Annotated in this window: 11 protein-coding genes and 3 tRNA genes; 11 read left to right on the top strand and 3 right to left on the bottom strand. The window is 63.4% G+C overall.

Features of this window, described 5'->3' with window-relative positions; all coding sequences use genetic code 11:
- Positions 1 to 21: 21 nt before the first annotated feature.
- Complete coding sequence (dinB, locus tag RTH46_RS08610) at positions 22 to 1,080, bottom strand: DNA polymerase IV (protein WP_316905511.1); 1,059 nt, start codon at positions 1,078 to 1,080, stop codon at positions 22 to 24.
- A gap of 210 nt (positions 1,081 to 1,290) precedes the next feature.
- Here dinB and RTH46_RS08605 point away from each other — a divergent pair.
- The 5 genes from RTH46_RS08605 (at position 1,291) to RTH46_RS08585 (ending at position 5,987) form a co-directional block, all read left to right on the top strand.
- Positions 1,291 to 1,367 (top strand) — tRNA-Met (locus RTH46_RS08605).
- A gap of 135 nt (positions 1,368 to 1,502) precedes the next feature.
- Positions 1,503 to 1,579 (top strand) — tRNA-Met (locus RTH46_RS08600).
- Between the two features lie 131 nt (positions 1,580 to 1,710).
- Positions 1,711 to 1,787, top strand: a tRNA-Met gene (locus tag RTH46_RS08595).
- A 265-nt stretch (positions 1,788 to 2,052) separates the two neighbouring features.
- The gene (gene mprF, locus RTH46_RS08590) at positions 2,053 to 4,695 is read left to right on the top strand and encodes a bifunctional lysylphosphatidylglycerol flippase/synthetase MprF (RefSeq protein WP_316905436.1); all 2,643 of its coding nucleotides are present in this window, start codon (positions 2,053 to 2,055) and stop codon (positions 4,693 to 4,695) included.
- Positions 4,695 to 5,987 carry a virulence factor family protein gene (locus RTH46_RS08585; protein WP_316905435.1) on the top strand — a complete coding sequence of 431 codons (1,293 nt, stop codon included), beginning with the start codon at positions 4,695 to 4,697 and terminating at the stop codon, positions 5,985 to 5,987. Before mprF ends, RTH46_RS08585 begins: the two co-directional genes overlap by 1 nt.
- A 36-nt stretch (positions 5,988 to 6,023) precedes the next feature.
- Here the strand turns inward: RTH46_RS08585 and RTH46_RS08580 are convergent, their stop codons facing one another.
- Positions 6,024 to 7,934, bottom strand: coding sequence for a potassium transporter Kup (locus tag RTH46_RS08580; protein WP_153787621.1), 1,911 nt, complete (start codon positions 7,932 to 7,934; stop codon positions 6,024 to 6,026).
- Positions 7,935 to 8,169: 235 nt separating this feature from the next.
- On the opposite strand from RTH46_RS08580, the gene rimO reads away from it, so the two are divergent.
- The 5 genes from rimO (at position 8,170) to tsaA (ending at position 12,080) form a co-directional block, all read left to right on the top strand.
- Complete coding sequence (rimO, locus tag RTH46_RS08575; protein WP_153787620.1) at positions 8,170 to 9,501, top strand: 30S ribosomal protein S12 methylthiotransferase RimO; 1,332 nt, start codon at positions 8,170 to 8,172, stop codon at positions 9,499 to 9,501.
- A 94-nt stretch (positions 9,502 to 9,595) separates the two neighbouring features.
- Complete coding sequence (locus tag RTH46_RS08570; RefSeq protein WP_316905434.1) at positions 9,596 to 10,063, top strand: GNAT family N-acetyltransferase; 468 nt, start codon at positions 9,596 to 9,598, stop codon at positions 10,061 to 10,063.
- Between the two features lie 101 nt (positions 10,064 to 10,164).
- Positions 10,165 to 10,875, top strand: coding sequence for an rRNA pseudouridine synthase (locus RTH46_RS08565; protein WP_316905433.1), 711 nt, complete (start codon positions 10,165 to 10,167; stop codon positions 10,873 to 10,875).
- Between the two features lie 48 nt (positions 10,876 to 10,923).
- The gene (locus tag RTH46_RS08560) at positions 10,924 to 11,385 is read left to right on the top strand and encodes a DUF1456 family protein (RefSeq protein ID WP_153787617.1); all 462 of its coding nucleotides are present in this window, start codon (positions 10,924 to 10,926) and stop codon (positions 11,383 to 11,385) included.
- Positions 11,385 to 12,080: a tRNA (N6-threonylcarbamoyladenosine(37)-N6)-methyltransferase TrmO gene (gene tsaA, locus RTH46_RS08555; RefSeq protein WP_153787616.1), complete on the top strand. Its 696-nt coding sequence runs from the start codon at positions 11,385 to 11,387 to the stop codon at positions 12,078 to 12,080. Before RTH46_RS08560 ends, tsaA begins: the two co-directional genes overlap by 1 nt.
- Before the next feature lie 77 nt (positions 12,081 to 12,157).
- Here the strand turns inward: tsaA and fpr are convergent, their stop codons facing one another.
- Positions 12,158 to 12,937 (bottom strand): ferredoxin-NADP reductase, encoded by a 780-nt coding sequence (gene fpr, locus RTH46_RS08550; RefSeq protein WP_110738446.1) that lies wholly within the window; start codon positions 12,935 to 12,937, stop codon positions 12,158 to 12,160.
- A gap of 120 nt (positions 12,938 to 13,057) precedes the next feature.
- Between fpr and finR the strand changes: the two genes are divergently transcribed.
- Positions 13,058 to 13,984, top strand: a complete 927-nt coding sequence (gene finR, locus RTH46_RS08545; RefSeq protein WP_279845558.1) for a LysR family transcriptional regulator FinR — start codon at positions 13,058 to 13,060, stop codon at positions 13,982 to 13,984.

The raw sequence follows: 13,984 nt of genomic DNA, 5'->3' as shown, positions 1-13,984 counted from the left end.
GGCGCACATCGCGCCCCTTCTTTATTGGTCTTCGAACAATTCCAGCTGCTCATGGGCGCCGCGCAAATCGCGCAATCTCACCCCTACGCCCAACAAGCGCACGGGCTTGCCGCCGCGTGCGAACGCCTGGCTGAGCAACTGCCGGTAACTCTCAAGGTCACGCCCTGCCCCTGCCTGCTCCAGGGTGGTTTGACTGAAGTCGTGGAACTTCACCTTGACGAACGGCTTGTCGGGCCGATAGCTGCTGTCCATCCGTGCAATGCGCTCGTTCAGGCTGGCCAGCAGGTCGGGGAGTTTTTCCAGGCAACTGGCCAGGTTCGGCAGGTCATGATCGTAGGTATTTTCCACGCTGACCGACTGGCGACGGCTGTCATTTTGCACCGCACGCTCATCGATACCCCGCGCCAGCCCCCACAAGCGCTCACCGAAACTGCCGAATTCCCGGACCAATGCCAGGCGCGACCAGTCACGCAAGGATAGGCAGGTATCGATGCCCAAGCGCGACAGCTTGTCCGCCGTGACTTTACCTACCCCGTGCAGACGCGCGACCGGCAGCGCGGCAACGAACGCCTCCACCTGATCCGGCGTAATCACGAACAGGCCGTTGGGCTTGCGCCAGTCACTGGCAATCTTGGCCAGGAACTTGTTGGGTGCCACCCCGGCAGAAACCGTGATATGCAACTGCTGTGCGACACGCCTGCGAATATCTTCGGCAATGCGCGTGGCGCTGCCAGCAAACCACTGGCTGTCACTGACATCCAGATAAGCCTCGTCCAGCGACAAGGGCTCGATCAGCTCGGTGTAGTCACGGAAGATTGCGTGTATCTCTCGGGATGCCTCACGGTAGGCCTCAAAGCGAGGCTTGACGATCTGCAGGTCCGGGCACAGCTTCATGGCATGCCCCGAGGACATCGCCGAGCGCACGCCATAGGCCCGCGCCTCATAATTGCAGGTGGCAATCACCCCGCGCTGCCCTGGCTGCCCACCTACTGCCATGGGGCGCCCCACCAGACGCGGGTCGTCACGCATCTCGATGGCGGCGTAGAAGCAGTCACAGTCGACATGAATGATCTTGCGCAAGGACATGGACGACAGCCAGTACTGTAAATTCATACAGATAGTACCCCAAGCCCCATGAGCGCAGACAGCCCGTACACGACAATCAGCCTGGAACCCCCGCCAACACTGGGTCAGCTACCGATCTGGCACGCTAAGAGTTTGAACGGGAAAGGTTTTTTTGATTTAAATGTTGACATCAGGAAGGAATTCCGTAGAATTCGATCTCACAGGCGCGGGATGGAGCAGCCTGGTAGCTCGTCGGGCTCATAACCCGAAGGTCGTCGGTTCAAATCCGGCTCCCGCAACCAGATTCAAGAAAAGGCCACTGTTTCGACAGTGGCCTTTTTTATTGATCCCTGAAAAGTATCTCGGATTAACCGTAAAGGGTATTGAGCATTAATGCTTGACAGCTTTCGAAGAATCCGTAGAATGCGCCCCTCTGACGCGGGATGGAGCAGCCTGGTAGCTCGTCGGGCTCATAACCCGAAGGTCGTCGGTTCAAATCCGGCTCCCGCAACCAGATTCTAGAAAGGCCACTGTTTCGACAGTGGCCTTTTTTATTGCCCTCGCCCAGGCTTTTAGAAAAATTCAAATAAATCAAGCGTTTGTGCTTGACAGCTATTCGCCAATCGGTAGAATGCGCACCACTGACGCGGGATGGAGCAGCCTGGTAGCTCGTCGGGCTCATAACCCGAAGGTCGTCGGTTCAAATCCGGCTCCCGCAACCATATTCGTCAGAGCAAGCCCCGCCTATCGAAAGATAGTGCGGGGCTTGTTGCATTCCGGCCCATCGCTTTGAGCCATGCAGACCAGGCGCAGTGCGCCTCCCGCCTCGCCCCCGCCGCTGATCCACATAGCTGAATGAACTATCTTTAACTATCCTGAAACAGATTAACTACATGGGCCGGAGTAATATCTGGACACGTTTTTCCAAAGGGATTTTCACTTGGCCGTAGCTCGCTTGCACCTCGCGCTGACCGCACGGGGTACCCCATGACCGCCCCCACCCCCGAAACCCAGGCACCGCTGACTGCGGCCTTGCCTACGGCCGCGCAACGCCTGCCCTGGCTGGAACGCCTGAGCAAGTACCGCCAACCCCTGGGCCTCGCGCTGACCCTGGTGCTGTTCACCATGGGCCTGATTGCCTGCCGCCACCTGTTGAGCGAGCTGGACATCTACGCGCTGCATGACGCCATGCTCAGCGTGCCGTCCAACGCGCTGCTGGGAGCACTGCTGGCTACCGCAGTCGGCTTCCTGATCCTGCTGGGCTACGAATGGTCGGCCAGCCGTTTCGCGGCGGTGCGGTTACCGCCGCGAACCCTGGTGCTAGGTGGTTTCAGCGCCTTCGCGATTGGTAATGCCATCGGCCTGTCGATGCTCTCCGGTGGTTCGGTACGTTATCGCCTGTATGCCCGCCAGGGCCTGAGCGCCGCGGAAGTCGCACGCATGACCGTGTTCGCCAGCCTGTCACTGGGCTGCGCGCTGCCGCCGCTGGCGGCCCTGGCCACCCTCAGCGACCTGCCGGCAGCAGCCACTGCACTGCGCCTGCCCGCGCCGCTGCTGGGTGGGATTGCCGTGGCAGTACTGGTCATGACCGCAGCATTGGTAATGGGCCTGTACCGTCGCCGCCTGGCAGAGCAACCGCTCAAGGACAGCCTGCTGGTTCAGTTCGGCCGCCGCACCCTGCGCCTGCCAAGCGCTCGCCTGGCCGGCCTGCAACTGCTGATCACCGCGCTGGACGTAGCCGCCGCCGCGACCGTGCTGTACCTGCTGCTGCCGGAGGCGCCGCCATTCGGCGCATTCGTCCTGGTCTACCTGCTGGCACTGGCTGCCGGTGTGCTGAGCCATGTACCGGGCGGTGTCGGTGTGTTCGAGGCGATCCTGCTGGCCGCCTTTGCCAACCAGCTGGGCGCCGCACCACTGGCCGCCGCCCTGCTGCTGTACCGGCTCATTTACGTTGTGCTGCCGCTGCTGCTGGCGTGCGTACTGCTGCTGGCCAACGAAGCGCGCCGCCTGCTGTTCGCCCAACAAGCCATCCGCGCGGCTTCCGGGCTGGCGGCACCGGTCCTGGCAATCCTGGTGTTCCTCTCCGGCGTGGTGCTGCTGTTCTCCGGCGCCACCCCCGAGATCGACAGCCGCCTGGAACACATGGGTTTCCTGATTCCGCACCGACTGATCGATGCGTCTCACTTCGGCGCCAGCCTCATCGGCGTGCTGTGCCTGCTGCTGGCCCAGGGCCTGCGCCGCCGTCTGTCAGCCGCCTGGCTACTGACCACCGTGCTGCTGCTGGTAGGCGCAGTCCTGTCGCTGCTCAAGGGCTTCGACTGGGAAGAAGCCACGCTCATGTGCCTCACCGCTGCCCTGCTGGCACTGTTCCGCCGTTCGTTCTATCGCCCCAGCAGGCTGCTCGAGCTGCCGTTCTCGCCGGTGTACCTGGTGGCCAGCGCCTGCGTGGTCGGTGCGTCGATCTGGCTGCTGCTGTTTGCCTACCAGGACGTACCCTACACCCACAAACTGTGGTGGCAGTTCACCCTTGATGCCGATGCCCCACGCGGCCTGCGCGCGGCCATGGGCAGCGCCGTGCTGCTGGTGATCGTCGCCCTGACCTGGCTGCTGCGCACCGCGCGCCCGGTGATCCACCTGCCCAGCGAAGACGAACTGCAACGCGCCAACCGCATCCTGCTGGCCTCGGACCAGCCCGACGGAGGCCTGGCGCTGACCGGCGACAAGGCCCTGCTGTTCCATCCCAGTGGCAACGCCTTCCTCATGTACGCCCGCCGTGGTCGCAGCCTGGTGGCTTTGTACGACCCGATCGGGCCGGCTCAGGAGCGCGCCGAGATGATCTGGCAGTTCCGCGACCTGTGCGACCTGCACCACGCGCGCCCGGTGTTCTACCAGGTACGCGCGGAGAACCTGCCGTTCTACATGGACATCGGCCTGACCGCGATCAAGCTGGGCGAAGAAGCCCGCGTCGACCTGCGCCGCTTCGACCTCGAAGCCAAGGGCAAGGAGATGAAGGACCTGCGCTACACCTGGAACCGCGGTGGACGCGACGGCCTGACCCTTGAGGTCCACGAGCCTGGCCATGCGCCGCTGGCGGAGCTCAAGGAAATCTCCGACGCCTGGCTCGAAGGCAAGAACGTGCGCGAGAAAGGCTTCTCGCTCGGCCGCTTCAGCCCTGAATACCTGCAGCACTTTCGCATCGCGCTGATCCGCTTCCAGGGCCGCCCGGTGGCCTTTGCCAACCTGCTGGAAACCCACAGCAACGAGCTGGCCAGCCTGGACCTGATGCGCGCCCACCCGGACGCGCCGAAGCTGACCATGGAATTCATGATGGTTGGCCTGATCCTCCACTACAAGAGCCATGACTATGGCCGTTTCAGCCTGGGGATGGTCCCCCTTTCCGGCTTGCAGCCGCGGCGCGGCGCACCCTTGACCCAACGTCTGGGTTCGATGGTGTTCCAGCGTGGCGAGCAGCTGTACAACTTCCAGGGCCTGCGGCGCTTCAAGGACAAGTTCCAGCCGGACTGGGAACCCCGTTACATGGCCGTGCCGGCCGGGCTCGACCCGCTGGTGGCACTGGCTGATACCGCCGCCCTGATCGCTGGTGGCCTGACTGGATTGGTGAAACGTTGATGATCCGACGCTATTGGCTGTACGTACTGATTCCCCTGCTGCTGGCCGCCCTGGCCGGCGGCGCGGCCTTCTGGCTGTGGACTCGCCCTGCGCCGGAGGCGCGCCTGGACCACCTGACCCTGGGCGACGGCAGCAGCCTGACCCGGGCCACCCCTGGCGTGCATGCCAAGGCCCGGGTAGCCATCGGCGTGCCGCAGGAGCAGGCCTTGAGCGACAAGCAGCTGCTGGACCTGAGCCAGGCCGGCGAAGCTCAATTGGTGCAGGTGATCCTGCCGCCGGCCGACTGCGGCAAACAGCAGGCGGCCATGACTGAGGCACTGGCGCAGTTGTCCGACAAACCCACCGTGGTCGCCGGCATCGGCCCCGGCGCCGCCCAGGCCTGGCGCTGGCTGGCTACACAAAGCGACGACAAGGCCCGCGCCATTTCGGCGGACTTCACCCTTGAACAGCCGGGCTGCCAGGTTGCGTTGCCCAAATCCGCCGCCCACGGCCACTGGAACGTGGCCTGGAACGACAACCCGGACGATGCCAGCGCCGCCTTCGTGCGCGACCAGGCCAACGCCGAAACCAGCATTGCCGACTACGACATCCACCTGCCCCAGGTACTCAAGGCCCAGCTCACCCAGGCCCTGGTCGGCCAGGACGGCAATGCCCTGGCGATCCCGGTAGTGGAAGTGCCAGCCGGGCAGACCACCGACACCGTCACCCTGTTCCTCTCCGGTGACGGCGGCTGGCGCGACCTGGACCGTGACGTCGCCGGCGAGATGGCCAAGCTCGGCTTCCCAGTCGTGGGCATCGATACCCTGCGCTACTACTGGCAGCACAAGACGCCGGAACAGAGCGCCGCCGACCTGTCCGAGCTGATGCAGCACTACCGCCAGAAATGGGGCACCAAGCGCTTCGTGCTGACCGGCTACTCGTTCGGCGCCGACGTACTGCCAGCCATCTACAACCGCCTGCCCGAAGAAGACCAGAAGCGCGTCGATGCTGTGATCCTGCTGGCCTTCGCCCGCAGCGGCAGCTTCGAGATCGAGGTCGAGGGCTGGTTGGGCAAGGAAGGCCAGGAAGCCCCGACCGGGCAAGAGATGGCCAAGCTGCCCGCCGCCAAGGTGGTGTGCGTGTACGGTGTCGAGGAAACCGACGAAAGCGGCTGCACCGACAAGACTGCCGTGGGCGAGCGCATGAAGCTGCCCGGCGGCCACCACTTCGACGAGAACTACCCGGCACTGGCCAAGCGTCTGATCAACGAGATCGAGACCCGCCAGGGGAAGTCCAGCGTCGCTGAGAAGTGATGTGAAAAGGGGCCGCTATGCGGCCCCTTGCTGTTTCTAGATCTCGACCTGGGTTCCCAGCTCGATCACCCGGTTCAACGGCAGGTTGAAGAAGCGCAGGTTACCGTTGGCATTCTTGAGCAGGAACGCGAACAGGTTGCCGCGCCAGCGCGACATTCCCTCCAGGCGCGACGCGATCACCGTTTCCCGGCTGAGGAAATAGGTGGTGCGCATCGGGCTGAAATCCAGCTCGTCCAGGTGGCACAGCTTCAATGCTGCCGGTACATCAGGCTCATCCATGAAGCCGAAATGCAGCAGAACGCGGAAGAACCCGTCACCATAGGCCTCCACTTCGAAACGCTCGCTCTCCGGCACCCGCGGCCGGTCTTCGCTGACCACGGTCAACAACACCACCTGGCTGTGCAGCACCTGGTTGTGCAGCATGTTGTGCAACAGCGCGTGGGGCACGGCGTCCGATCGCGCGGTGAGGAACACTGCCGTGCCCTCGACCCGGTGCGGTGGTTGCACACGGATGCTGCCGATGAACAGCGGCAGCGGCAACGCGCCTTCGTCGATGCGGTCGACCAGGATCTGCTTGCCGCGCTTCCAGGTGCTCATCAGCACGAACAGCACGATCCCCGCCAATACCGGGAAAGCACCGCCCTGGACGATCTTCGGCACGTTGGCGGCGAAGAACAGCCCATCGACGAACAGGAAGCCCACCAGAATCGGTACCGCCAGCACCGGTGGCCATTTCCACAGCAGCAGCATCACCGCCGACACCAGGATGGTGGTCATCAACATGGTGCCGGTCACCGCCACCCCATAGGCCGCAGCCAGGGCGCCGGACGATTCGAAGCCGATCACCAGCAGCACCACGCCGACCATCAGCGTCCAGTTCACCGCACCGATGTAGATCTGCCCCTGCTCGTCGCTGGAGGTGTGCTGGATCTGCATGCGCGGGATGTAACCGAGCTGGATGGCTTGGCGGGTCAGGGAGAAGGCACCCGAGATGACCGCCTGCGAGGCGATCACCGTGGCCATGGTGGCCAGGCCCACCAACGGCAGCAATGCCCAGCTCGGTGCCAGCAGGTAGAAGGGGTTACGGGCGGCTTCGGGGTTCTGCAGCAGCATTGCCCCCTGGCCAAAGTAGTTGAGCACCAGCGCCGGCAGCACCAGGATGAACCAGGCGCGGGCGATCGGCTTGCGGCCGAAGTGGCCCATGTCGGCATACAGCGCCTCGGCCCCCGTCAGCGCCAGCACCACGGCACCGAGGATCGCCACGCCCATGCCCGGGTGAACGATGAAGAAATTCAACGCCCAGCCCGGGTTAAAGGCCTTGAGCACTTCCGGGCTCTGCGAGATGCCATGCACGCCGAGCGCCCCCAGCACCAGGAACCAGGTGACCATGATCGGGCCGAACAGCTTGCCGATGGTCTCGGTGCCGTGCTTCTGCACCAGGAACAGCGCCACCAGCACCACAAGCGAGATCGGCACCACCCAGTGATCGATACCGTCGAACGCCAGGCCCATGCCCTCCACCGCCGACAGCACCGACACCGCCGGGGTGATCATGCTGTCGCCATAGAACAACGAGGCGCCGATCAGGCCGCAGATGACCATCAACGCACGCAGCTTGGGATGGCTGGCCGTGGCCCGCCGCGCCAGCGCGGTCAGCGCCATGGTGCCGCCCTCGCCCTGGTTGTCGGCGCGCAGGATGAACATCACGTACTTGAACGACACCACCCACAGCAGCGACCAGAGGATCAGCGACAGGATGCCCAGCACCCCATCGTGGTTGACCGGTACGCCATAACCACCGCTGAAGACCTCTTTGAGGGTGTACAGCGGGCTGGTGCCGATATCTCCATAGACCACCCCAACAGCTGCCACGAGCAGGCCCAGCGACCGCGTCGCGCCCTGCTTTCCTTCGTGCCCGCCCTCGGCGTGACTGCTTGCCTGAACCATCGACCACTCCCGCAGAAGGCCTGTTAGACCGATTGAATTCCCATCCGCGTCGGGGCATCCCACAGGCCCCCGCGCAACGGCGCGAAGCATAGCGCAGCGTTCGTCGTATTTCTGCTGGTCAAGCGACCTTGCGCTCGCTAGAATTGCGCACTTTTTGATCAGAGGCGCGAAAAGCGCCCGCCAGGATCGCCCCCGTTACCGGCCGGGCGACCTGTATTCAATACCGAGGTTAGCCATGTCCACCACTCCCGCCACCCCTAAGGTCGGCTTCGTTTCCCTGGGTTGCCCAAAGGCCCTGGTCGATTCCGAGCGCATCCTGACCCAGCTGCGCATGGAAGGCTATGAAGTCGTGCCGACCTACGAGGACGCCGACGTGGTGGTGGTCAACACCTGCGGCTTCATCGACAGCGCCAAGGCCGAGTCGCTGGAAGTGATCGGCGAAGCCATCAAGGAAAACGGCAAGGTCATCGTCACCGGCTGCATGGGTGTCGAAGAGGGCAGCATCCGTGACGTGCACCCGAGTGTGCTGTCGGTCACCGGCCCCCAGCAGTACGAGCAGGTGGTCAACGCCGTGCACGAAGTGGTACCGCCACGCCAGGACCACAACCCGCTGATCGACCTGGTGCCGCCGCAAGGCGTGAAACTGACCCCGCGCCACTACGCCTACCTGAAGATTTCCGAAGGCTGCAACCACAGCTGCAGCTTCTGCATCATTCCGTCGATGCGCGGCAAGCTGGTCAGCCGCCCGGTCGGTGAAGTGCTGAGCGAGGCCGAGCGCCTGGTCAAGGCCGGCGTCAAGGAAATCCTGGTGATTTCCCAGGACACCAGCGCCTACGGCGTCGACGTCAAGTACAAGACCGACTTCTGGAACGGCCGCCCGGTCAAGACCCGCATGCTCGAACTGTGCGAAGCGCTGAGCAGCCTGGGCGCCTGGGTGCGCCTGCACTACGTCTATCCGTACCCGAACGTGGACGACGTGATCCCGCTGATGGCCGCCGGCAAGATCCTGCCGTACCTGGACATCCCGTTCCAGCACGCCAGCCCCAAGGTGCTCAAGTCAATGAAGCGCCCTGCCTTCGAAGACCGCACCCTGGCCCGTATCAAGAACTGGCGCGAACAGTGCCCCGAGCTGGTGATCCGTTCGACCTTCATCGTCGGCTTCCCTGGCGAGACCGAGGAAGACTTCCAGTACCTGCTGGACTGGCTGACCGAAGCCCAGCTCGACCGCGTCGGCTGCTTCCAGTACTCGCCGGTGGAAGGCGCCCCGGCCAACGACCTGGGCCTGGACGAAGTACCGGATGACGTCAAGCAGGAACGTTGGGACCGCTTCATGGCCCACCAGCAGGCCATCAGCACCGCCCGCCTGCAACTGCGCATCGGCAAGGAAATCGAAGTGCTGATCGACGAAGTCGAAGAGCAAGGCTCGGTAGGCCGTAGCTTCTTCGACGCGCCGGAAATCGACGGCAGCGTGTTCATCGATGGCGATCACGGCTTCAAGCCGGGCGACAAAGTGCGTTGCCGCATCGTCGATGCCGATGAATACGACATGTGGGCAGAGCCTGTCTGACAGCCCCCTGCACTGAAAATACCCCGCCCACTGGCGGGGTATTTTTTTGCATCTATGTTTGTGCAGAGGCCAACGCACACCGGAGCCGCCGAGGATGAAGCCGACGCTGACCCTGCACACACCCCGCTATGCCGACTACCCGGAACTGGTGCGGATCTGGGAGGCATCGGTACGGGCTACCCATGATTTCCTCCCCGACGCCTACATCCAACTGTTGCGTGAGCATGTGCTGGCCCAGTACCTGGATGCCGTGATGCTGGTCTGCTGCAAGGACCGTGAGCGGCGCATCCTTGGCTTTGCCGGCGTGGCCAATGGTCGCGTCGACCTGCTGTTCGTCGCGCCCGAACATTTCGGCCGGGGCGTTGGCCAACGGCTACTGCGTTATGCAGTGGCGGAATTGAATGCCGAACGCCTGGACGTAAACGAACAGAACTCCGAGGCCCTTGGCTTCTACTTGCACGAAGGCTTCGAGGTGATTGGCCGCTCGGCAACGGACGGCCTGGGGCAGCCTTATCCATTGCTGCACATGCAACGGCGCCGTGAGGCGCTGCCTACGAGGTAGCAGTGCTTTGCCGAAATGGCGCAAATGACACCAATTTGCAGCCCCAAACCTACCGGGGCAGGTACAATGAGCGCTTTCCCTGCCCTGCGAACTCATTGTCCATGTCCGAGCCTATCCGCCTGTCCAAACGCCTCATCGAACAGCTTGGCTGCTCGCGCCGAGAGGCCGATCTGTACATCGAAGGAGGCTGGGTCACGGTCGATGGCGAAGTGGTCGAACAGCCGCAATTCAAGATCCTCGACCAGCGCGTGGAACTGCTGCCTGGCGCCCGCGCCGAGACCCTGGAGCCGGTGACCTTGCTGCTCAACCAGCAAGCTGGCCAGAGCGTGGCAATCGCCCAGGCAGGCATGTCCATGGCCAACCTCAGCGAAGCCCACCGCGAAGGCCTGCGCCCGCTGCACGGCCATTTCAACCGCCAGGATTGCATTGCCCCACTGCTGCCGGGCGCCAGTGGCCTGCAGGTGTTCACCCAGGACTGGCGCGTCAGCCGCAAGATCGACGCCGACCTGCGTCGCCTCGAGCAGGAATACATCGTCCAGGTCAGCGGCGAAGCCAAGCCTGGTGCGCTGGAACGCCTGGCCCGCGGCGTGGAGCGCAAGGGCGTGGAGTTGCCCAAGGCCAAGGCCAGCTGGCAGAACGAGCAGCACCTGCGCATGGTGCTGAAGAACCCGCAACGCGGGCAGATCGAGGCATTGTGCGAAACCGCGGGCCTTAAGGTGCTGGGCATGCGCCGCATCCGCCTGGGCGGCGTGTCGATGGGCAAGCTGCCTGCGGGGCAATGGCGCTATGTCGCCGCCACCGAACGTTTCTAGCATTACTGCCGCGCGCACAGGTGCGGCTCTTGAACAGGATTTGCTGCAATGAACCACAACGACGTCATGCGTAGCCTGCGCTACATGATCAAAGCCAACGACCAGAAAATGGCCGAGATCATCGGCCTGGCCGGCCTGCAGGTAACCGCAGAGGCGATTGCCGGCTATGTGAAGAAAGAAGAAGAGCCCGGCTTCGTACAATGCCCGGACAAGGTCATGGCGTATTTCCTCGACGGTCTGGTGATCCACCGCCGCGGCCGCGACGACAGCCGCCCGCCACAGCCTGTCGAGCTGCCGGTGACCAACAACACCATTCTCAAGAAGCTGCGAGTGGCCTTCGAGCTGAAGGAAGACGACCTGCACGCGGTGCTCAAGGCGGTCAACTTCCCGGTGTCCAAGCCCGAACTGAGCGCGCTGTTCCGCAAGGTCGGCCATGACAACTACCGCCCTTGCGGCGACCAGTTGCTGCGCAACTTCCTCAAGGGCCTCACCCAGCGCGTGCGTGGCTGATGCAACACACGGTCTCGCCGGTCGGCATCGTCCGCTCCTGCTTCAAGGAGAAGTTCGCCATCCCGCGCCAGCCACAACTGGCGCCAGCAGCGCGGGGCGTGCTCGAACTGCTGCCGCCGTTCGACCAGGGGGACGCGGTAGAGGGGCTGGAGCAGGTCAGCCACGTCTGGCTGTTGTTCCTGTTCCACGAGGCGCTGGAAGACAAGCCACGGCTGAAGGTGCGCCCGCCGCGCCTGGGAGGCAACAAGAGCATGGGGGTGTTCGCCACCCGCGCCACCCACCGCCCCAACGGCATCGGTCAGTCGGTGGTGCGCCTGGAAGGCGTCGAGCCCGGGCGCCTGCTGCTTTCAGGCATCGACCTGCTCGACGGCACGCCGGTGCTGGATATCAAACCCTACGTGCCCTATGCCGACAGCATCCTTGAGGCGACCAACCAGATGGCTGGCGCGGCACCGGCGCCCATCGCCGTACAGTGGAGTGACAGCGCCCTGCCCCAGGCTCGCGAACATGCGCTGCGCCTGGATGAGCCGCTGGTGGCGTTGATCGAGCAATGCCTGGCACAGGACCCGCGGCCCGCCTATCAGGTACCGCCCGTCGAGCGGGTGTACGGGGTGAAGTTCTGGGATGTGCAGGTGCGCTGGCACTACCCTCAGCCCGATCAGATCCGGGTGCTGGAGGTCGTGCGGGATAGTTGAGCCTTCAATGGCTTTGCTCTATCCAGACATAAAAAAACGCAGGCCAAGGCCTGCGTTTTTCGTTTACCGCGCTCGCCTTACTTCTCGACGAAGGCGCGCTCGATCAGGTAATCACCCGGCTCGCGCATGCGCGCCGAGATCTTCAGGCCGAAGCTGTCCAGCACTTCGCTGGTCTCGTCGAGCATGCTCGGGCTGCCGCAGATCATCGCGCGGTCGTCCTGCGGGTTGATCGGTGGCAGGCCGATATCGCTGAACAGCTTGCCGCTGCGCATCAGATCGGTCAGACGGCCCTGGTTCTCGAACGGCTCACGGGTCACGGTCGGGTAGTAGATCAGCTTGTCACGCACGGACTCGCCGAAGAACTCGTTCTGCGGCAGGTGCTCGGTGATGAACTCGCGGTAGGCGACTTCGTTCACGTAGCGCACGCCGTGGACCAGGATCACCTTCTCGAAACGCTCGTAGGTCTCGGGGTCCTGGATGACGCTCATGAATGGCGCCAGGCCAGTGCCGGTGCTCAGCAGGTACAGGTGCTTGCCCGGATTCAGGTCGTCAAGTACCAGCGTGCCGGTAGGCTTCTTGCTGATGATGATCTCGTCGCCTTCCTTCAGGTGCTGCAGCTGCGAGGTCAACGGACCATCCGGCACCTTGATGCTGAAGAATTCCAGGTGCTCTTCCCAGTTCGGCGACGCGATGGAGTAGGCGCGCATGAGCGGGCGGCCGCTTTCCTGCTGCAGGCCGATCATCACGAACTGACCGTTCTCGAAGCGCAGGCCCGGGTCGCGGGTGCACTTGAAGCTGAACAGGGTGTCGTTCCAGTGGTGAACACTGAGGACACGTTCGTGGTTCATGTTGCTCATTGATGGGGCTCCTGAAGAAAAACGCAGCGCGCACAAGGCGCACAGTTGCGCGATAGTTTAGGGGCAGCGACAATATCTGTTAACTGAATTATTAAGATATGTGTTATCGGTTATATAGATATGCGATTTACACTTCGTCAACTTCAGGTCTTCGTCGCCGTCGCCCAGCACCAGAGCGTGTCCCGGGCTGCGGGCGTGCTGGCCTTGTCGCAGTCAGCCGCCAGCACCTCGATCACCGAACTGGAGCGCCAATCCAGTTGCCAACTGTTCGACCGCGCCGGCAAGCGCCTGAGCCTCAACGCCCTGGGCCATCAGCTACTGCCCCAGGCAGTGGCCCTGCTCGACCAGGCCAAAGAGATCGAGGACCTGCTCAATGGCAAGTCCGGTTTCGGCTCGCTGGCGGTCGGAGCCACCCTGACCATCGGCAACTACCTGGCCACCCTGCTGATCGGCAGTTTCATGCAGGTACACCCGGAGAGCCAGGTCAAACTGCACGTGCAGAACACTGCGCATATCGTGCAACAGGTCGCCCACTATGAAATTGACCTGGGTCTAATCGAAGGTGATTGCAACCACCCTGACCTGGAAGTACAGCCCTGGGTGGAAGATGAGCTGGTGGTGTTCTGCGCCCCGCAGCACCCGCTGGCCAAAGTCGGCCACGCCAGCATCGAGCAGCTCTCCCATGAGGCCTGGATTCTGCGTGAACAGGGTTCTGGCACACGCCTGACCTTCGACCAGGCCATGCGCCACCATCGCGCCAATCTCAATATTCGCCTTGAGCTGGAACACACCGAAGCGATCAAGCGCGCGGTGGAGTCAGGCCTGGGGATCGGCTGCATCTCGCGCCTGGCCCTGCGCGACGCCTTCCGCCGCGGCAGCCTGGTAGCGGTGGAAACCCCGGCCCTGGACCTGGCGCGGCAGTTTTACTTCATCTGGCACAAGCAGAAGTACCAGACCTCGGCCATGCGCGAGTTCCTCGAACTGTGCCGCAACTTCACCGCAGGCGTGCAGCGTAGCGACGAAATCGTCCTGCCGCCGATCGCCTGA

Origin of the sequence: Pseudomonas sp. zfem004, assembly GCF_032621715.1 — a bacterium.
Lineage (GTDB): Bacteria > Pseudomonadota > Gammaproteobacteria > Pseudomonadales > Pseudomonadaceae > Aquipseudomonas > Aquipseudomonas sichuanensis.
Note: the sequence above shows the minus strand (reverse complement) of the source record. Positions and strands in the feature narration are given on the sequence as shown.